The organism is Streptococcus australis (assembly GCF_015553625.1).
Taxonomy (GTDB): Bacteria; Bacillota; Bacilli; order Lactobacillales; family Streptococcaceae; genus Streptococcus; species Streptococcus australis_B.
In genome coordinates this window covers 86654-106796 of record NZ_JADNGY010000004.1, presented here as the reverse complement: position 1 = coordinate 106796, position 20143 = coordinate 86654, and the positions used below count along the sequence as shown (strand labels likewise).

Genomic DNA, 20143 nt, shown 5'->3' with positions numbered 1-20143 from the left:
ATTTATTTTATCCTTTGACCCGTTTCAGGTAATCTTGGTAACTTTCCGTTTCCATCAAGTCCTTCGCATTTTGGACCCGTTCTTTTGTCGGTGGTTTCACACCCTCCAACTTGTACGGAATGCCCAATTCCCGCCATTTGAATTCCCCCATAGTATGGTAAGGCAGGATCTCAAATTTATCAACATTTTTAAGGGTTTTAACAAATTTTCCAAGTTCGATCAAGTCATCATCTCGGTCTGTAAGCCCAGGCACCAAGACGTGGCGAATCCAAACGGGCTTGCCAATATCAGACAAATACTTGGCACAGGCCAAAATATTCTTATTCGTTTGACTAGTTACAAATCTGTGCCGTTCATCGTTAATTTCTTTGATATCCAGAAGCACCAAGTCTGTCACTGCCATTAATTTATCAAATTTTTCCAGGTAACGAGGGGTATTGCGGAAAGGCAGAGCACAGGTATCGAGCGTGCAGTGAATGCCCAACTCTTGAGCCTTGGTGAAGAGGGCAATCAAAAAGTCTATCTGCAAGAGGGCTTCTCCACCACTGACTGTGATCCCACCTTTTTGACCCCAAAAACCACGATAGCGGAGAGCTTCTTCCAATACATCATCTACTGTTCGTTCTCTAGACATATTGGTTTCCATAGCCCAAGTATCCGGGTTATGGCAATACTGACACCGCATTTGACAGCCTTGAAGAAAGACAATAAAACGGATCCCTGGTCCATCCACTGCACCGAAGCTTTCCGTAGAGTGTACCATTCCTGTTACTTTTCCATAGTCAACTGTTTCATTTTCCATGTCTTGTCCTTCTCTCTTGAAAACGTTTTATGGTTTTATTATACCATGATTCCTTGTGAATAAAAGGATTTTAATGATTTTTAGAAAATAAACTGTTTTTCAATTTCAATCCATTGTATTAGTACAGGCCCTTCCAGTCGCTCTTGGCTGCTCCTATTCTCTCTGGCAAAAAAAGAAAACGAAGAGCCGTTTTCTTTTTTTAATATCTTAAGAATCTTGATTTCACCAATCGATAATCGCGACAAAATCTTACTGGATCTTGGGAAAGACCAACACGTGGTGACGGTCCGCTCCCAAGTTCACCTAGCAGACGGACGCCAATTCCAGTTCACCGAAAGTCGACACAAATTAGACAAGTTTCATTTTGTCGACTATGCAAAAAGACATCAAAAATAAAGTACTCCGCTGACAGTTGAGAATGGACTCAACTGTTTTTTTACGATATCCGAAAATGAAAATTGTTTTCAGCCCAAAATAATAGCTTATTTATCTCTTATTTCTCTACTATTTCAAGAAATAACACTCTCAAATATGCATCTTATCTAAAAGCTATTGACATTTTCCTATTTCCCTATTAAATTGGGTATGATAGAAATAAATACGAAGGGACTGTCTTTAACTGAAAATGTAAGCGGTCTCAAAAAATTAGAGGAGAGTTCTATGGACCAAAGATTTTTGGAAAAATCCTGTCGTTATAGTATCCGCAAACTAACTGTCGGTACGGCTTCTGTGTTATTAGGAGCCATTTTTCTCGGCTCACACCAGGTAGGTGCTGATAGTATTGTTGGAAGTCAAAACGAAAGCAACCACCTTGAAGCTGCCCCAGCCATAGAGAGCCCGACTGATGGAACCGGAGAAGCCAAACCAGAAAATCCGTATAGCGCTCCTATTTCTGAAGAAAAAAGCTCGTCACCTGATACAGAAGTTCAAAGCAAGCATACAGCCACTTCGACTACTTCGATTGAGCCAAATGAAGAAAGGGAAAATATGAAAGTTGAGACTCCCGTGGCCAAACAAACAGATTATCATTTAAGCTACAATCAACCTGCTGCTGCGACCTATGATGGGTGGGAAAAACAAGCTCTCCCAGTCGGAAATGGAGAAATGGGCGCTAAGGTTTTCGGACTCATCGGCGAGGAGAGAATTCAATACAACGAAAAAACTCTTTGGTCTGGTGGCCCACAACCGGATAGCACCGACTACAACGGAGGAAACTATCAAGATCGCTACAAAGTCTTAGCAGAAATCCGTAAGGCTCTTGAAGCTGGAGACCGCCAAAAAGCGAAGCAGTTAGCCGAAGAAAATCTAGTGGGACCAAACAACGCCCAATACGGACGCTACTTATCTTTCGGTGATATCTTCATGGTCTTTAACAACCAAAAGAAAGGCTTGGAGAACGTTACCGACTATCACCGTGACTTAGATATTACTGAAGCTATCACGACTACTTCTTATAGCCAGGATGGAACCACCTTTAAACGCGAAACCTTCTCTAGCTATCCAGATGATGTTACTGTGACCCATTTGAGTAAAAAAGGGGATAAGACCCTCGATTTTACCCTTTGGAATAGCTTGACAGAGGATTTACTTGCGAATGGTGACTACTCTTGGGAATATTCGAATTATAAACAAGGGGCAGTCACGACCGATTCAAATGGTATCTTGCTCAAGGGGACTGTCAAAGACAATGGCCTTCAATTTGCCTCCTATCTTGGAATCAAAACAGATGGACAAGTCACTGCCCAAGATGGCTATTTGACTGTCACCGGAGCCAGCTATGCGACCCTTTTACTCAGTGCCAAGACTAATTATGCTCAAAATCCAAAAACCAATTACCGCAAGGATATTGATGTAGAAGCAACTGTCAAATCGATTGTCGAGGCGGCTAAAGCCAAAGATTATGAAACTCTAAAACATGACCACATCAAGGACTACCAACGTCTCTTCAATCGTGTTCAACTAAATCTTGGCGGTAATAAGTCTAACCAAACGACAAAAGAAGCTCTCCAAACCTATGATCCTACAAAAGGGCAAGAACTAGAAGAGCTCTTCTTTCAATACGGACGTTACCTCCTCATCAGTTCGTCTCGTGACCGGACAGATGCCCTTCCTGCCAACTTGCAAGGAGTCTGGAATGCTGTAGACAATCCACCTTGGAACGCTGACTACCACCTCAATGTCAACCTACAAATGAACTACTGGCCTGCCTATATGAGTAATCTCGCAGAAACGGCTAGGGCAATGGTCAATTATATCGATGACATGCGCTACTATGGTCGTATCGCTGCTAAAGAGTATGCCGGCATCGAGTCTAAAGAAGGCCAAGAAAACGGTTGGCTGGTTCATACCCAAGCAACACCATTTGGCTGGACTACTCCAGGTTGGAACTACTATTGGGGTTGGTCTCCTGCTGCCAATGCTTGGATGATGCAGAACGTCTATGATTACTACAAATTCACCAAGGATGAAACTTATCTTAAAGAAAAGATTTATCCCATGCTTAAGGAAACAGCCAAGTTCTGGAATTCCTTCTTGCACTATGACCAGGCTAGTGACCGTTGGGTTTCTTCTCCATCTTATTCGCCAGAGCATGGAACTATCACGATCGGGAATACCTTCGACCAATCACTAGTTTGGCAGCTCTTCCACGACTATATGGAAGCTGCCAATCACCTCAATATTGACCAAGATTTGGTGACAGAAGTGAAGGCTAAATTTGACAAGCTCAAACCACTTCATATCAACCAAGAGGGACGTATCAAGGAATGGTACGAGGAAGACAGTCCTCAATTCACCAACGAAGGCATTGAAAATCATCACCGTCACGTTTCCCATCTAGTTGGACTCTTCCCAGGTACTCTATTTGATAAGGACCAGCCTGAATATCTGGAGGCCGCACGCGCAACCCTAAACCATCGTGGAGATGGTGGTACAGGTTGGTCCAAGGCTAATAAAATTAACCTCTGGGCTCGTCTCTTAGACGGAAACCGCGCTCATCGTTTATTGGCTGAACAGCTAAAATCTTCAACTCTAGAAAACCTCTGGGATACCCATGCGCCTTTCCAAATCGATGGGAACTTTGGTGCAACCAGTGGGATGGCAGAAATGCTCCTTCAGTCTCACACAGGCTATATTGCCCCATTACCAGCCCTTCCAGATTCTTGGAAAGACGGTCAAGTCTCAGGTCTCGTGGCCCGTGGCAACTTTGAAGTCAGCATGAAATGGAAAGAAAAAAATCTTGAGACATTAGCTTTCCTTTCCCATGCAGGTGGAGATTTAGTGGTCGATTATCCAGACATCGAATCGAGTATTGTCAAGATTAACGGGAAAGAAATCAAACCAACTCTTCTCAAAGACAATCGGATTCAGATTGCCACTCAAAAAGGGGATCAGATTACCTTTGAAAAGTTACCAGAGCGGGTCACTCGCCTATCTGCTGTGAGAAAAGATGCTGTAACTGCTGAACTCGATTTCAATCCGGTTACAGATGCGACCCACTATGTCATCCGTCGAGAGAGTAATGACGAAAGCAGTGATGCTCCTTCTATCAAAGAATTCCTAACCAATGTCACTCATTTCATCGACCGCTCCATTGATTCTCTCCATAGCTATAGCTATTCTGTTAGAGCCATGATTGGGGAGCACTCAAGGCAAGCATCCGAATCTGCGTCAATCCAACCAGTTGTGGAATTGATGGACGACAGAGATCCTCGTGTTCAATACGGTCCTGCCTTCCATAACTGGGAGGATGCTGACCTATTTGCAGGAACCGAAAAATATGCTGACCTAACTGTCGATAGTTATTCTGACAACGATGCCACTGCTAGAATTTCTTTTAATGGACGAGGAATTGAAATCTATGGTCTCAAATCATCTGAATTAGGCCTAGCGGAAGTTCAAATCGATGGCAAGAAAGTAGGAGACCTGGATTTCCACACCTCGGGAGAAACGGAAAAAAGTGCTCTAATCGGTCGTTTCACAGGACTTCCTGATGGAGAGCATCTCCTGACTCTAACCGTGAAGAAGGAACACTTGAACCGAGGGAATGAACGCTCAAAAATTTCCATAGATTACTTTAAAATCTATCCGGGTCAAGGTGCGACTGTTGAAAAGATGGATGACAGAGATCCTCGTATCCACTATGGCTCCTTGTTCAAGGACTGGAGCGAATCAGGCTTATATCAAACGATAGAAAAATACGCGACTCTCCAAAACGTGGATCCATCTCAGTATGCTGAGGCCAAAGCAACCATTCCATTCACTGGTACAGGTATTCGTATTTACGGCTTAAAATCTTCTGACTATGGAAAAGCCTTAGTCACCATAGATGGAAAAGAAATGCCAAGTTTGGACTTCTACTCAAGTGATGACTATGAAAAGAATGTGTTGATTGGCGAGTATACAAACTTAAGCAATGGAGATCATATCCTCACTTTGACAGTCGATCCTAACTCTCCAGATGACCGAAAGATGATTTCTCTGGATTCATTTGACATCTTGAAGCCGTCAACTGTATCCCTAGATACTCCAAGCCTGGCCCCAATAAAAGCAGGCGATCAGACGATTACCCTCACACTTCCGTCTGGGGAGTGGGATGCTATTGCCCTTCATTTCCCTGGCGAAAAAGATCCTGTTTTCCTCAAGAAAACCGATGATTCCCACGTCACCCTATCAGATGGAAATCGAGTGTTAGCGATTAAGGACCAGCAAGTTGAATTGCCGATCCCAGAAACTGCTCATCAAAAACAAACTCAGCTCATCACAGCCTATGCCATCCGAGGAAAGACCATCACTAGTCCGGTCGTCTCTCTGTTACCTGCTATTGTGACAAGTTTGGGAGACCAAGAACCTCCTGTAGTGACACTTCCTGAGTACACAGAGCCAATCGGCACTGCTGGACAGGAGGCAGCTATCCACTCTCTACCTGAATATGTCCTTCGAGTACTGAAAGACCAAGCAAGCCAGGTAGAGGTCATTAGTGGAGAAAATGAGATTGGTAGTGACAGTCATTTAGAGATTCAAAAGGTCCTTGACCAAGGACTCTTTGGCAAAACCTACGATGCTTTCAACCTTCAACTCAAGGATAAAGAAGGGAATCCAGTTCCAGTCAAAGGAAGTGTATTGGTTCGACTTCCACTATCAAAAGAAGTGAAGCAAGTCTATGTCTTGACTCCTAATCAAGAACTCCAAGCAGTAGAATTTACACTACGAGAGGGCATGATTGAATTCATGGCACAAGAGTTAGGAACCTATGCCATTGTCTACAAGACAAAATCAGAAACTGTACCATTCATTTCAAGTCTTCATGAGAAAGTTGAGCCGACTGTATCAGAAAGAAGGGAGCCATACAAGCCAAATTCAGAGAACACTAGTCCAAGGAAGGCCGGTGATACTTTGATGAGTGTTCCCAACTCTAAACAAGACGACGCTTCACAAGGACAACTTCCAAAAACGAATGCTAAACTCAGTTCATACCTACTCTTCTTAGCAGGACTTAGCCTTGTTCTCGCAGCTACTTTCCTAGAGAAAAAGAAAACCGATTAGCTTGATGTAGCTAACAAGATCAATAAAAAGGATGGAATCTCCATCCTTTTTCGTTTATCCTAAAACCAATTCGTCACTCACCAAGGTTTCACCACTGTTCTGATGGAAAAGGCGCATCAAGTCTTCAACTGTCAGGTTCTTCTTTTCTTCTCCTTTAACATCGACCACGATCTTGCCTTGGTAGAGCATGATCAAGCGGTTGCCGTATTCAATTGCATGGTTCATATCATGCGTAATCATTAAGGTTGTCAAATCATGGCTTTCCACGATTTTTTGTGTCAATTCCATGACCATTTCACTGGTCTTTGGATCGAGCGCTGCGGTATGTTCATCCAGTAGCAAGAGTTTTGGTTTGACCAAGGCAGCCATGACCAAGGTCAAAGCTTGCCGTTGTCCCCCTGATAAGTATTGCGTGTCCACTTTGAGGCGATTTTCCAAACCAATATTGAGTTCCTTCAAAGCCGTTTTAAATTCTTCGCGGTCTTTTTCTTTGACCCCCCAACTGAGTCCCCGTCTTGCTCCACGTTTTTTAGCAATGGCCATATTTTCTTCAATGGTCAAGCGGGAAGCCGTCCCCATCTTAGGATCCTGGAAAACACGCGCAATATCCTTGGCACGCTTCCGAACGCTGGTCTGCTTAATCGATTTCCCTTCTAAAAGGATTTCTCCTTGGTCCACTTGCAGGCCACCTGCCAGAATATTCATCAAGGTCGATTTACCGGCTCCATTTCCTCCAATGACGGAAATGAAATCTCCTTCTTCTACTGTCAGATCCAAGCCTTTGAGAACATGGTTTTCATTGACCGTACCTGCTTCGAATGTCTTATGGATATCTTCAATTTTTAACAATGTTGCCATTTATCTTCTCCTTCTAGTTGTTGCTTAATTTCAATCCACGAATCTTGAGACGTTTCTGGGCTTCTGGTGCGAACAAGACCAAGGCCAAGAGAATGGCGTTAAACAAACGGACCAAGTTTTGGTCTAGGTTTGGAATTTCGTAGATATTGAGGATAATGAGGCGGTAGACAATTGCCCCCACTCCAATCGAAAGCAAGCGTCCTCCAATGGTCAAATCATGGATCAAGACTTCTGCTAAAATAACAGCACTGAGACCTACGACGATGGTACCTGTACCAGAAGTCACGTCTGAGAAGCCATCTGTCTGAGCGAAGAGAGCCCCACACAATGCCACCAAGCCATTGGAAATCATGTAACCGAAAATCTTCATGGTGTCCACATTCACCCCATTGGCTTCACTCATCGGGATATTGTCACCAGTCGAACGAAGAACCAAACCAATCTGGGTTTTCATCAAGAGGGTCAAAATCAGACAGACCAATAACAAACAAGCAATACTAACAGCAAAGACTGCTTCCTCATTGGACAAACCCAAGCCCATCACAGACTTGAAAATGGTACTAGAATCTCCAATGGATAAATTAGGGACGCCCCCCATGATCTTAATATTGATTGAATAGAGTCCCGTCAGGGTCACAATCCCTGTTAAGAGCGCTGGGATCTTCATCTTGGTATGAAGAAGACCAGAGACCAAACCTGCTAGCATCCCTGCTAAAATCGAGAAGAGGGTCGCTAGCCAAGGGTTTTGCCCTGCTTGGATTTGGGAAGCAACGACTGCAGCCCCAAGCGGGAAAGCCCCTTCTGCTGTCATATCCGCTATATCTAAAATGCGGAATGTTAAGAAAATACCAATGGCCATAATCGACCACAATAAACCTTCAGATAAACTTGATAATACTAAATCCATCATCCATCTCCTATTTCTTTTCGTTTATACCAGAGAGATCAATTCCTAATTTCTTAGCCATCTCTTTGTTAACATACAATTCTAGATTTTTAGGGGCCTCCACTGCCAGTTCGCCTGCCTTTTCCCCTTTCAGGATACGAATCGCCATCCGAGCAGATTGACGCCCTAACTCGGTGTAGTCTGTCCCATAGGTATAGAGCCCTCCTACTTGGGCCATTTCAATCGAACCTCCAATAACTGGAACCTGATGTTTCAGAGACACTTGTTTGATGGTTTCCATTGTGGAAGAAATGATGTTGTCTGTAGGGACAAAGACCATATCGACTTCTGACATCAAACTGTCAGCTGCTGCCTTTACATTATTACTATCTAAGATAGTCTTCTCTACGACACGATAGCCTTTGGCCTCAAGAACCTTCTTGGCTTCCTCTTTTTGAACGACTGAGTTGGGTTCACTTTGCGTATAGAGGATCCCAATCGTCTTAGCTGTTGGCAAAACCTTTTGAATCAGATCGACTTGCGTAGCAATGGCATCTGAAGATTGGTCGCTCGTTCCTGTCACATTGCCACCAGGCTGATCCAAGTTCTTGACCAGCTTGGCAGCCAGAGGATCCGTCACTGCAGAAAAGACTACAGGAGTCGTTTTGCTTGTATTGGCGATGCTTTGTGCTGATGGAGTCGCAATGGCAAATACAAGATCACTTTCCTGTGACAATTGATTTGAAATATTTTTCAAATTTCGCTGCTCCCCTTGGGCATTTTGATAATCAATTTCAATCTCTTCTCCATCCACATAACCTTGTTTGGCTAACTCTTCGACAAAGCCTTTTCGAGTCGCATCTAGAGACTTATGGGTAATATACTGGGAAATCCCAATCTTGATCTTTTGATGCTTAGAGGTCTTCAAGTGGTGGAGGGTCAAGAGGGAGGTCATCAGTAGACCAACTACCAGGACCGGTGCAATTAACTTCTTTACAATTTTCATGAAACATGTCTCCTTATCTAAAACATTCAAACAGAATACAAAAAACCGTTTAGATGATTCTAAACGGTTGGTATCATTCCTCACAAACTTAAAAGTATGCCAGCATTGCCGTCCATTTAGATATCATCTATATGGACCACAATCAAAAATCTTAGCCACATAGATACAAACAAATTGCTCGTTTCGTTTGTATCCATGAGTTCATGTCTACAAACATTATCTAAAGTAGCTAAAGTAAAAGTTTTGATTCAACAATGTGGAGTTCGTGTTTTTCATAAGATTCTGCTTTCGTTTTTTTATGTTGACTATCTTACCGAAAATTTTTCAAGCTGTCAAGCCGAAATTCAGAATTTTTTTAATTATCTTATTTTTTTCTACGTATATCAACAAAAAAAGTGCCCGATTAGGGCACTAAATGAGCGAATATCTTATTTTTTGAAGGTGTATTTAAAATCATCCTCTTCATTCTGATAAACCGTTAACGTTCCGTTTACCAATTTATATTTGAGATTGTATTGCATTACAAAGTTCCCACCACTATTTACAAGAAATTCATGAGTTTTTTCAGACAACTCGCCTTCAAATAGCACCATATCAATGGTTCCTTTTTTTACATCAATTTCAACTCCTATTTCCTTCAAGTACCCCCATTTGCTTCGTTCCTCAATGTACTCCAATGCATTTTCCATAGAATATAAATAACTTTTATCGCCTTCAAGGAGTTTTTTTGCTGCTCCTTTAAAATCAACTTTTCCTGATGTAGAAATTTTTACTTTGTTACCCTCTACTTCCACAATCATTTCGACATCTTTAATAAATTCACTAGAGATATCTAAAGTCGAGGTGAAACTTTCTTTAAAACCAGATGTCATTTCTTTCTTCAGTTCAGGAGTAGCTGACCATTTCCCTTGAATACTATTAGGATTTTTAGCAAATAAGAAAAATGCAAGCACAGATAAAACTGCAACGGCGACAAGACTACATAATCCAATAATCAGCCCTTTCTTAGACTTCTTACCGGGTATTGGGACTTGTCCCATATATGAGGAATTAGTCTGGTAATTCAGTTGCCCATTGTTTGGATAACCTCCCTGCACCTGAGCATTGTTATAGGATGTGAAGGTCACTCCTGCTTGAGCCGACTCCTGAACAGGAGCTTGTGGCTGAGTTCCACCTTGCCCAAAAGCTTGTCCTTGATGTTGAAACGGACTTGTTCCACCTTGGTATTGATTTGAAGTTGGGCTTGCACCTCCAAATGGAGATTGAATTGGATTTACGGGCGTATTCGGTGTCGCTTGTGTTTCTGGACTTCCAAACTGACCAAAAAGCTGTTGGAATTTCTCCTGATTGGCCGGTCGACCATGGACTCTCTCGAACTCTGCTAACCATTCTTCTGGTTTCATGACTATCACCTTCTAACCTTTACTTATTTTATTATAAAGGAAATTCATAGGAGAAGCAAACCCTACTAAAATGAGTATAAAAATCAGGAAAAACCTTGATTTTATGGCTCTATAATTTCTGTAGTGGATAATATCACCATAGGAATTATGGAGCCTATTTTGTTGTAGAAAACAAGAACATCAAAAAGGAGAGAACCAATTTGGTCCTCTCCAGGGTATAACTTTTCATCAACCCACTACAGTTGACAAAGAGCCTAAATAAGCGAATATCTTATTTTTTAAAGGAGTATTCAATTCCATAATCATTTCCATCCACGGAAACTTTCAGCGTTCCATTTTCAATTTTATACTTGAGATCGTATTTAAGGAAATGACTCGCATCTTCATCCTGAATGAATCGGTGATCTTTTTCATCCACCTCACCTTCAAAGGCTACCATTTTAAGAGTGCCTTTTTTCACATCGATTTCAAGTCCCATATCCTCTAAATAGGAATTCTCACTGTTTTCTTGGATATAGTCTAAGGCATCCTCAACAGAGTAAAAATCATTGTCCCCATCATCATAGAGTTCCTTTGCAGCTCCCTTGAAATCAATCTTACCAATCACACTGACGGTTACTTTTTTCCCCTTTACCTCTACGATCATATCCATATCTTTTACAAATTCACTAGAAATATCTGATGTAGTAGAGAAAGTGCCTGCAAAAGCAGACTTCATTGTCTTTTTCATTTCAGGAGTAGCCGACCATTTTCCTTGAATACTATTTGGATTTTTAGTAAAAAAGAAAAATGCAAGCACAGATAAAACTGCAACAGCAACAAGACTACATAAACCAATAATCAGCCCTTTTTTAGACTTCTTACCTGGTATTGGAGCTTGGCCCATATATGGAGAATTAGCCTGGTAATTCAGTTGCCCATTGTTTGGGTAGCCTCCCTGCATCTGAGTGTTGTTATAAGATGCGAAGGGCGCTCCTGTTTGAGCCGCCTCCTGAACAGGAGCTTGTGGCTGAGTTCCACCTTGCCCAAAAGCTTGTTCTTGATGTTGATACTGACTTGCTCCACCTTGGAATTGATTTGGAGCTGGGCTTGCACCTCCAAATGGGGCTTGGGCCGGAGCTGGACCTCCGAACTGTGCTTGTTCTGGTGGTGGCGTCACACCTCCAAACTGTGTTTGCTCTGAAGTTGGCGCTGCTCCTCCAAATGGCGTTTGCTCTGGAGTTGGCGCTGCATCTCCGAACTGGGTTTGTTCTGGGGCTGGCGCTGCTCCTCCAAATTTAGCTTGTTCTGGAAACGGTAAAGGGCCTCCAAATTGTCCTTGATTGGAAACAGGTGCTGCACCTTCAAATGGAGATTGGATTGGGTTTACGGGCGTATTCGGTGTCGTTTGTGTTTCTGGACTTCCAAACGTACCAAAAGCCTGTTGGATTTCCTCCTGATTGGCCGGTCGACCATGAACCCTCTCAAACTCTGCTAACCATTCTTCTTGTTTCATTGTGATCTCCTTCTACCTTTATTTATTTTATTATAAAGGAATTTCATGAGAGATGCAAATCCGTCTAAAATGAGCATAAAAAAATCAGGGAAACTCCCTGATTTGATGTTCTTATTCTTGACCTTTTGTCGCTTGCTCATCTTCATCGACTAGGTCACTGACCTCAACCTTCACCTTGGTGACACGACCATTTTTTACCTTATCGTTTGTAAGGATCAGATGCTTCTTCATACTGTCTACTTCAAAACTCAAGCGTTCCTTGTGACCTGGAATCCGTCCGACACCAGTCAGGTAGTAGCCTGCAATGGTATCCACATCATCACTTTCCAACTTCACATCAAAATACTCATTGAAATCATTTAGAGTCACAATCCCCTGCACAATATAGAGGTTAGGCTCAATTTCAAAAACATCATTCTCAGCCTTATCGGTTTCATCATCGATTTCCCCGACAATTTCCTCAAGAAGGTCTTCCAAGGTTACCAGACCAGCCATTCCTCCATACTCATCCAGCAAAATGGCCATCTGATTTTGTGTATTCCGGAGCTCCTTCAAGAGATCATCTACAAAGATTGTTTCCGGTACAAAGAGCGGTTCCTGAAGGATCTTGCGAAGAGCAATATTATCAAATCCATTCACAAAACCTTCATTAAGCAAACGTTTGGTATGGATCAGACCAATGACATTGTCCTTGTCATCATCATAGACAGGAATACGAGAAAAATTCTGTTTTAAGATGCTTTCGATGATTTCTCTGGTATCATCTTGGATATCCACCATAAAGGCATCCGTACGAGGAACCATTAGCTCACGCGCCATCAGCTCATCTAGTGAAAAGACTCCTTGCAACATTTCAATCTCGTCAGCATCCAGACTTGTTTCACTCTTAGCCAGCATATAGGCAATCTCATCTCGTGACATCTCTTCGTCTGCATCATCGAATTGCATAGGAGTCAGACGACTGACCAGATTGGTTGATGCCGATAAGAGCCAGACAAAGGGGCTAACGATTTTTCCTAGTAAAATCACAATTGGAGCCGTTCGAATAGCCAAGCTATCTTTCAGATTCATGGCAATACGCTTCGGATATAACTCACCAAATACAATCGAAATATAGGTCAGAAAAGCCAGTGAGAGGAAGCTAGCTATCGCACGTGCTGTCTCCGTATTTCCCATCCAAGAAGCGATTACTTTCCCAAGATCATCAGCTAAGCTTGCCCCAGACAAGATGGTAATCAAGGTAATACCAACCTGAATCGTAGATAAAAAGTGGTTGGGATTTTCCAATACCTTTAAGAGACGAATATATTTTTTATCGCCTTCCTCAGCCTTTTGCTCTACGCGAGAACGGTTCAGCGATACCATCGACATCTCCGTTGCAGAGAAAAATGCATTTAATAAGGTCAATACAAATAGTAAAACAAATTGCAGTATTAAATCCTGACTGCCAGGGTCTTCCATGGATATTCTCCTCAATGTATAGTAATAATGCCCATTATATCATATTTTTTGAAATGGTGCATAGTCGCAAAAATTTCCCTCCTAAAAGAGGAGGGAAGGCTCAGTTATACTCCATAACGTGTGAAATCATAAAAGAGTACATTCAGTTTTTCTACAAGTTCCAAAAGGGTCAAACTACTTGTACAAATAAATTTTTTCCCTTTGATATTCGGAATCATAAAGTTGGCAACAATAACATCATATTCGGTATGCTCTAGTTCATGAAGATTAAAGTCATGCTTGATGACCTGTGAAAACTCAAAGTTATCCGTACAATAGAATTTTAAGAAATCAATCATGGACTTGGCATGGTGGTCATCGTATCGGCTAATGATTAAGACCTTGACAGCTGTCCGTCTCCTTAATAGTTGAGGCAATAGATTTTCCCAATGTGAAAATACGGTATAAATCTGATGCTTGAGGTTTTCAGGATTTTCATGAAAGCCCATCTCTTTGAGATAGTGATACAAACCTGTTTCAACATCCTGATAAAATTTAGGGAAGAGGGTTCGATAATCCTCATTGGTATAGCTCTTGGTATCATAGAGAAGAAATTCACCAAAGATTTCACGCCGCTCCAAATAGGCGGTGTTGTGAATATGCATAATCATCTCTTCATAATTCTCAAGTTCTAAACCATAAGATTCACTCAGGTGATCAAGAAATTGAGAGGCTAAAATATAGGATTTTTTTGTAACAGCATCTTCCTCAGTGGAGTCAATCAGATCCTGTGGGGTAAAATAGAAGCGTTTCTGTAGGAAGATAATAAAGAGCTGTTCTATGATTTCTTCGTTAAATTCTACACCCAGCTGCAAACCAAAATAACGAAGCATCTCATTGATTTTTGGGAGCTCTTGATAGAGATAGGCGTATTGTTCAAAATTATTGGCCCCTTCAATTCGATACCCTTGCTTAATCCGGTAAAGGTAGACCGTTAGCATAATTTTATAAGAATGGAAGATCGAATAAGTCAGTGGGATTTCTGTCAGTTTATAGAAGAAGGTAATGAAATCAATAATGACTTGCTCTCTAATATCTGGAAATGGCCACTCTAAATAATAATACCGCTCTGCAAAATACTGGGAATAGAAAAAGCGAATATCGACTTCGTCCCCCACGACATTTAGAGGATTCAAGGTGATTCGTATATTGTACTTTTCCTGAATAATTTGGTTGATATTTCGAATCAAGCGATAAAATGACTGTTGGCTGAGATCATACCGTCTACAAATTAAGTCACTGGAAACATCCTTATGGAAGAACAAGTATTCCAAGAGGGAGAAAGCTGTAGATTCTTTAAAGAAGTGATAGTAGACCACCTCAATCCCAATCGAATCGTCATAACTAATCTTAATACCATTTGTCGAGGACTCAATCAAAAACTCATTAAAGACCGTTCGTAAATTTGAAAGATCCTCCTTCAATGACCGTTCTGTACAATCTAACATTTCAGCGAGTTCCTTCAAATGAAACCAGCGCTTCTCTCGAATTAATGTTTCTAGCAAACGCATTTGGCGTCGCTGCTTTTTGGCAAGCAATTCTATCATCTTATAGAAACTCCTCGATTTTGTATCATTACTAATTCATTATAACATATTTTCTAAAAGGAAAGGTAAAAGTTTACGATTCAAAAACTTATCCTAGTCTTTCACGTTATTTAAACAAAAAAGGAATGGTTGTCCATTCCTTTTGTATTTATTCTACTAGGATTTATTGATAATCCCAAATTCTTCCTGCTTGCGCTGCTTCTGTGTCTTTTTATGATTTTCATACAAGGCTGCGAGGAATTTCACGATTTCTTTACCAATCGAATAAACCGGAATTGCCACGATCATTCCAATTACACCATAGATGTTACTGGATAAAAGCAAAAGAACCATAATGGTAATGGGATGCACCTTCATCACCCCTCCCACAATCCGTGGATAAAGGATATTTCCATCGATTTGTTGAACAATCAACATGAAGATGACTGCTTTGATCATCATATTGAAATCTGTAAAGGCATAGGTAACCACCATAGGAATCAAGCCAATCGTCGGTCCAATGTAAGGAATGAAGATAGCCAAGGCTGAGAAAATGGCAAAGACCAAGGCATACTTCAAACCGATAAAACTGTAGCCAATAAAGGCTAAAGTCCCGATGATTAAAGCATCGATAGAAATCCCACTAATATAGCGAGAAACTGTTTGGTTGAGACTCACTAAGAGAGAGGTAATATTCCGCCGGTCATTTTTCAGGATCGTCCGCTCTAACATCGGTAGTAGTTTTTTCCCATCAATCAAGAAATAAACCAGGAATATCGGTGTCATCACCAGAATGAAGAGTGTATTGACAATCGTTGACACCACACTACCTAAACTATTGGTCACACTGTTTAAGATATTTTGTAGAATATCCACATAAGATAGGTTTAGTTGCTGAATAGTTGATTGGATATTGATACTCTGAAAGGCTGGATTCTTTGATAACTTCGTTACAAAACTTTGCACTTCCCAATACAAGCCTTGGGTTGAATTAATCAAGCTTGTCAACTGGTTGATCAAAATAGGCAAGATATAAACAATCCCATAAATAATCAATCCAAAAAGGGTTACCAAAGTTAATAGAATGCCCAAAATTCGATTCAGATGAAATTTCTTTTCCAAAAATTCTACGATTGGATTGGTAATATAGTACAAGAAACCAGCAATCAAAAATGGAAGAATAATGGTATTCAGAACGGATACAAAGGGAGAGATCAGGCTTCCCATACTTCCCCAAATATAGAATATAATTGTTAATAATAGGACTTCACAGGTCCAGAAAAATAATTTACTTTTATGAAACATCCCTTTCCTCCTATCTGATATTTTATCATATTTATGGTAAAATAGAAAATATTTTTATGAAGGTTAAAAAGATGAAAGAAAGCTTAATTGAACTGAAAGACGTCACTCTCAGAAAAGAAGGAAAAAATCTCCTTTCTCGTTTGAATTGGACCGTCAATAAGGGGGAAACCTGGGCCATCCTTGGACTGAATGGTGCTGGCAAATCGACCCTACTCCGTCTCTTAATGGCGGAATATTGGAAAACGGAAGGGGAAGTTTCTGTCCTTGGAACACAATTTGGCCAAGGAGGGATTCCTGAACTCCGCAAGCGAATCGGAGTGGTCAGCTCCTTTATTTCTGAGCGCATCCCTGAATCTCTATCCCCAGAAGAAATCGTCCTCACTGGAAAATACAAGAGTAGCATTCTTTATACAGCTTATGGAGAAAAAGAACTCGAGGAAGCACGATCCATGTTGCGTCGCATCGGGGCTGCTTCTTTGATTGGGCGAAAATACCGGACTCTCTCTCAAGGGGAAAAACAGACGATTCTAATCGCCCGTAGTCTCATGGAAGAGCCCGATCTTCTCATCTTTGACGAAGCCTCTAGTGGGCTTGACTTATTTGCTCGGGAAGCGATCTTTCAGCTAATCCAACAGATCAAGCAGATGGAAAAGGCGCCGACCATTCTCTTTGTCACCCACCATGCAGAGGAAATCACCAAGTCCTTTAGCCATGTCCTTCTCCTCAAGGAGGGACAAAGTTTTGCCCAAGGACCTAAGGAGGAAATTCTCACCCAAGAAACGCTATCAGCTTTTTATGGGGGAAAGGTCCAGCTGATTCCAATCGGGGAAGAACGCTATTATATCCAGCCAGAGCAGTAAAAAGACTTACTAAGATACAAAACAAAGAGATTGGGACAAGCATCACCAATCTCTTTTCTTCTATTAAAGCGGAAACTCACGTTTACCGATTCCGAGCATAATTGATCATGTCATAAGGAAGAGTATTGGCACTTTCTCTTAAGGAATAGTTTTCCAATTCGTTGACATTTTGGCGCATGCGACGCGCATACTTAGCCGAAATCAAGTGCTGCTCCTCATATTCGAAAATCAATTTTCTTTCTAAGTAATAGCCTCTTAGCATCTCGTCAATATTATTAGGCTTGATGCGATTGATAACCCGCTCTACAAAAGCACCACTGGTAATCAACGATGTTTCCCGCAGACGAGATTCTTGAAGGAAGGAAATCAAGGTACTCCGATAAATCCCTTTTAGGTTTTCCAAACTCTCGATAATGATTTCCGTATTGGCCAGATACAAGGCAGCGATCTGGTCATAGTCAATGGCTTCGAGCTTGTAATTCTCTCCGTTTTTCCATGCCCGAATACCGGATCCAAAGGTCACAAGCTCGTGCAACAGCAGGCGGAGCAGGCGGAAGAGCACCAAGAAATAATAGGTCAGGCGTGATGACAGATTGCGGTTGACCTTCTGCTCCATGGATCGAAGATAACGTTGGTAGACATGGTAACTTCTATCTCGAATCTTTCCTTCTTCATAAGCCTGTTCCAAGCCATCGTTCTCAATACTAAGAATAAGGAGTTTTAGTTGTTCCCAGTCTCTTTGAGTCGCCTTATCCTCCTGACTGAGAATCATATTTTCTATCCGTCCATGATAATTATCAATCGCCGCATAGAGAGGTCCCTTCTGCTTGGTCACCGTCAACTCTTTCTCCAATAGCATGACGACATCATTCAAGATAGCAATATGCATCAAATGATCATTGGATTCCTCTTTGTCCTCGGATAGTTTTGGGAGGACGAGAAGTCCGATTAAGAAACTACACAAGGTGACCCCTGCTACTAAAAACAAGAGAACTGGATATTCTGCTTCTAGATGCGTCGGTATCAAGAGAATGGTCGCAATGGACACTGTTCCTTTGACCCCTGAAAAGGTCAACAAGAGGGCATCTTTCAGATACTTGTCAATGGATTTTTTTAATCGGAAGCCCCGATACCAATAAAATCCATACACCATCAAAAAGCGAATCAGGAACAAGAGCCCCGTCAATAAGAGAACAGTCACAATCAAGAGCAGATTGTTGTAAAAGGGAGTCCTCAAAATTGGCTCAGAAATCATCTCCAGCTCCATCCCCAAGAGGACAAAGACAGACCCATTGAGGACAAAATTGACTGTATTCCATACCGTATGCGTGACCGTATCCACCTTGGCTTCTAGTAGGGTAATTTTCTTAAACCGACTAGCCTTTAGGATCCCAGCCACGACAACCGCAATAATCCCTGATACATGGATCTCTTCTGCGATAAAGAAGGTCAGTAAGGGGAGACTCAATTCTAAAATGAGTTCACTGGCAATATCCGTTGCCCGAACACTGAGCAGTAATTTTTGAAGCCCACGGTTGACAGCAGCTGTCACAATCCCGACCGCAAACCCTCCTAAAATAGAGACGACCAAGTCCCAACTAGCTTGGCCCAAGGAAAAGACTCCAGTGGTCCATGCAGCTAGAGCCATACGAAAGGCAACCAAACCTGAAGCATCATTGAGCAAGCCCTCTCCTTTTAGAATGTTGGAGATTCGTTTTGGAAAGGTAAAGCGTTCCGAAAGGGAGGCAAAAGCCACCAAATCAGTCGGCCCGAGTGCTGCCCCTACTGCCATACAGGCCGCTAGTGGAATTCCTAGCCACAAGAGATGGGCCAACCACCCCAAGCTAAGGGTCGAAATAAAAATAACTGGGAAGATTAAAAAGGCGATAATGCGCCAGTGCTTCAGAATCGAGGTAATGTCTGCTTCTTCTGCCTCTCGAAAGAGGAGCGGTCCAATAACCAAGGCTAAAAAGAGCTCGGTATCTAAGTGGTACTCCGAATTGGGTAAGAGAAAGCCAATCCCAATCCCCAATAATATCTGGATCAAAGGGAGGGGCAAGGTCGGAATCAACTTATTGGTCGCATTGGAGACAATCAGGATCAAGGAAAAGACAATGGCGTATACAAGAATCTCCATCCCTTATCCTCCTGATCGTTGGTTACAACAGTCCTCAAAGAGTTGCTTTTGTTCTTGGATCTTTTGATCAATCTTTGTCAGATCCTTGTGCTCAATTTTCTTCTGGCTACGTTCCATTTCAAGAGAGACCAGCTTCTTCTTGATTTTGATCATCTTTTTGCTCATCCGTGCTTCATCTAAAAAACCAACGGCACGTTCATGAGACGTTGACTCCACAAAATCGTGACGAAGAGCATCAATTTTATTTTTTAAAAATTCTTTATCCATGGCGATAACTTTCTAATTTTTCGATCATGACCAAAAATGGGGGATGGTTGATCTGGTTCAGGGTCCGGTAAGTAGTGACCGTAAATTCTTGTTGAGGAAGTTGGGAGACAAACTCCAAGACAGCATCTTTTTCTAGGTCCCCACCCTCATGACCATAATAGATCATAATGGCTATTCGCCCTCCCTTGATCAAGCAGTGACAGAGTTTATCAATGGCTTGGATCGTTGTTTTAGGCTGGGTAATAATCGACTTGTCTGCTGAAGGAAGATAGCCTAAGTTGAAGATAGCCGCCTTGACCTGCTTTACATAGTGATCTACTTCTTCATGCCCCTTTAACAGAAGGTGGGCATTGGAAAGACCTGCTTCTTCCAAACGCTTTTGCGTTTGGACCAAGGCCTGCTCTTGAATATCAAATGCATAGACTTCTTTGGCTAATTTTGCCAAGAAAAGGGTATCATGCCCATTTCCCATGGTCGCATCAACCACAGTATCTTGATCTGTAATGATCTCCCTAAGAAAATCATGGGCCATCTCTAATGGTCGCAACATGCTG

Annotated in this window: 14 protein-coding genes and 1 pseudogene; 3 read left to right on the top strand and 12 right to left on the bottom strand. The window is 41.9% G+C overall.

The window, feature by feature from the left end; genetic code table 11:
- Positions 1-7: 7 nt before the first annotated feature.
- A complete protein-coding gene (gene pflA, locus I2D56_RS04695; RefSeq protein ID WP_048689741.1) occupies positions 8-802 on the bottom strand; it encodes a pyruvate formate-lyase-activating protein in 795 nt (264 codons plus the stop codon).
- Between the two features lie 213 nt (positions 803-1015).
- Here pflA and I2D56_RS04690 point away from each other — a divergent pair.
- A pseudogene (locus I2D56_RS04690) lies at positions 1016-1198 on the top strand (UTRA domain-containing protein); the annotation flags it as partial.
- A 264-nt stretch (positions 1199-1462) separates the two neighbouring features.
- Positions 1463-6346, top strand: coding sequence for a glycosyl hydrolase family 95 catalytic domain-containing protein (locus tag I2D56_RS04685; protein ID WP_195348077.1), 4884 nt, complete (start codon positions 1463-1465; stop codon positions 6344-6346).
- A gap of 54 nt (positions 6347-6400) precedes the next feature.
- Here the strand turns inward: I2D56_RS04685 and I2D56_RS04680 are convergent, their stop codons facing one another.
- The 8 genes from I2D56_RS04680 to I2D56_RS04645 form a co-directional block, all read right to left on the bottom strand.
- Positions 6401-7204 carry an ABC transporter ATP-binding protein gene (locus tag I2D56_RS04680; protein WP_123159480.1) on the bottom strand — a complete coding sequence of 268 codons (804 nt, stop codon included), beginning with the start codon at positions 7202-7204 and terminating at the stop codon, positions 6401-6403.
- Between the two features lie 13 nt (positions 7205-7217).
- Positions 7218-8111, bottom strand: a complete 894-nt coding sequence (locus I2D56_RS04675) for an ABC transporter permease (RefSeq protein WP_154853544.1) — start codon at positions 8109-8111, stop codon at positions 7218-7220.
- Positions 8112-8121: 10 nt separating this feature from the next.
- A complete protein-coding gene (locus I2D56_RS04670) occupies positions 8122-9096 on the bottom strand; it encodes an ABC transporter substrate-binding protein (protein ID WP_154853547.1) in 975 nt (324 codons plus the stop codon).
- 428 nt (positions 9097-9524) lie between these two features.
- Complete coding sequence (locus I2D56_RS04665) at positions 9525-10499, bottom strand: hypothetical protein (RefSeq protein ID WP_129270219.1); 975 nt, start codon at positions 10497-10499, stop codon at positions 9525-9527.
- 271 nt (positions 10500-10770) lie between these two features.
- Positions 10771-11994: a hypothetical protein gene (locus I2D56_RS04660; protein WP_195348076.1), complete on the bottom strand. Its 1224-nt coding sequence runs from the start codon at positions 11992-11994 to the stop codon at positions 10771-10773.
- 111 nt (positions 11995-12105) lie between these two features.
- Complete coding sequence (locus I2D56_RS04655; protein ID WP_023027140.1) at positions 12106-13455, bottom strand: hemolysin family protein; 1350 nt, start codon at positions 13453-13455, stop codon at positions 12106-12108.
- Between the two features lie 104 nt (positions 13456-13559).
- Positions 13560-15041, bottom strand: coding sequence for a M protein trans-acting positive regulator PRD domain-containing protein (locus I2D56_RS04650; RefSeq protein WP_195348075.1), 1482 nt, complete (start codon positions 15039-15041; stop codon positions 13560-13562).
- A 156-nt stretch (positions 15042-15197) separates the two neighbouring features.
- The gene (locus I2D56_RS04645; protein ID WP_195348074.1) at positions 15198-16325 is read right to left on the bottom strand and encodes an AI-2E family transporter; all 1128 of its coding nucleotides are present in this window, start codon (positions 16323-16325) and stop codon (positions 15198-15200) included.
- A 56-nt stretch (positions 16326-16381) separates the two neighbouring features.
- Between I2D56_RS04645 and I2D56_RS04640 the strand changes: the two genes are divergently transcribed.
- Complete coding sequence (locus tag I2D56_RS04640) at positions 16382-17185, top strand: ABC transporter ATP-binding protein (protein WP_195348073.1); 804 nt, start codon at positions 16382-16384, stop codon at positions 17183-17185.
- A gap of 82 nt (positions 17186-17267) precedes the next feature.
- Here I2D56_RS04640 and I2D56_RS04635 read toward each other — a convergent pair whose 3' ends face one another.
- Genes I2D56_RS04635 through I2D56_RS04625 form a run of 3 tightly spaced genes read right to left on the bottom strand, consistent with a single transcriptional unit; the run spans position 17268 to position 20139 of the window.
- Positions 17268-19322: a cation:proton antiporter gene (locus I2D56_RS04635; protein ID WP_195348072.1), complete on the bottom strand. Its 2055-nt coding sequence runs from the start codon at positions 19320-19322 to the stop codon at positions 17268-17270.
- A 3-nt stretch (positions 19323-19325) separates the two neighbouring features.
- Entirely contained in the window at positions 19326-19589 is a 264-nt protein-coding gene (locus I2D56_RS04630) for a hypothetical protein (protein ID WP_195348071.1), read from the bottom strand.
- A complete protein-coding gene (locus I2D56_RS04625) occupies positions 19582-20139 on the bottom strand; it encodes a class I SAM-dependent methyltransferase (RefSeq protein WP_195348070.1) in 558 nt (185 codons plus the stop codon). Before I2D56_RS04625 ends, I2D56_RS04630 begins: the two co-directional genes overlap by 8 nt.
- Positions 20140-20143 lie beyond the last annotated feature (4 nt).

Coding starts and splice junctions, on each gene's coding strand:
- I2D56_RS04650 (WP_195348075.1), bottom strand. CDS start 15,041: ATGATAGAATTGCTTGCCAAAAAGCAGCGACGCCAAATGCGTTTGCTA.
- I2D56_RS04680 (WP_123159480.1), bottom strand. CDS start 7,204: ATGGCAACATTGTTAAAAATTGAAGATATCCATAAGACATTCGAAGCA.
- I2D56_RS04655 (WP_023027140.1), bottom strand. CDS start 13,455: ATGGAAGACCCTGGCAGTCAGGATTTAATACTGCAATTTGTTTTACTA.
- I2D56_RS04640 (WP_195348073.1), top strand. CDS start 16,382: ATGAAGGTTAAAAAGATGAAAGAAAGCTTAATTGAACTGAAAGACGTC.
- I2D56_RS04625 (WP_195348070.1), bottom strand. CDS start 20,139: ATGTTGCGACCATTAGAGATGGCCCATGATTTTCTTAGGGAGATCATT.
- I2D56_RS04670 (WP_154853547.1), bottom strand. CDS start 9,096: ATGAAAATTGTAAAGAAGTTAATTGCACCGGTCCTGGTAGTTGGTCTA.
- I2D56_RS04645 (WP_195348074.1), bottom strand. CDS start 16,325: ATGTTTCATAAAAGTAAATTATTTTTCTGGACCTGTGAAGTCCTATTA.
- pflA (WP_048689741.1), bottom strand. CDS start 802: ATGGAAAATGAAACAGTTGACTATGGAAAAGTAACAGGAATGGTACAC.
- I2D56_RS04685 (WP_195348077.1), top strand. CDS start 1,463: ATGGACCAAAGATTTTTGGAAAAATCCTGTCGTTATAGTATCCGCAAA.
- I2D56_RS04630 (WP_195348071.1), bottom strand. CDS start 19,589: ATGGATAAAGAATTTTTAAAAAATAAAATTGATGCTCTTCGTCACGAT.
- I2D56_RS04675 (WP_154853544.1), bottom strand. CDS start 8,111: ATGGATTTAGTATTATCAAGTTTATCTGAAGGTTTATTGTGGTCGATT.
- I2D56_RS04660 (WP_195348076.1), bottom strand. CDS start 11,994: ATGAAACAAGAAGAATGGTTAGCAGAGTTTGAGAGGGTTCATGGTCGA.
- I2D56_RS04665 (WP_129270219.1), bottom strand. CDS start 10,499: ATGAAACCAGAAGAATGGTTAGCAGAGTTCGAGAGAGTCCATGGTCGA.
- I2D56_RS04635 (WP_195348072.1), bottom strand. CDS start 19,322: ATGGAGATTCTTGTATACGCCATTGTCTTTTCCTTGATCCTGATTGTC.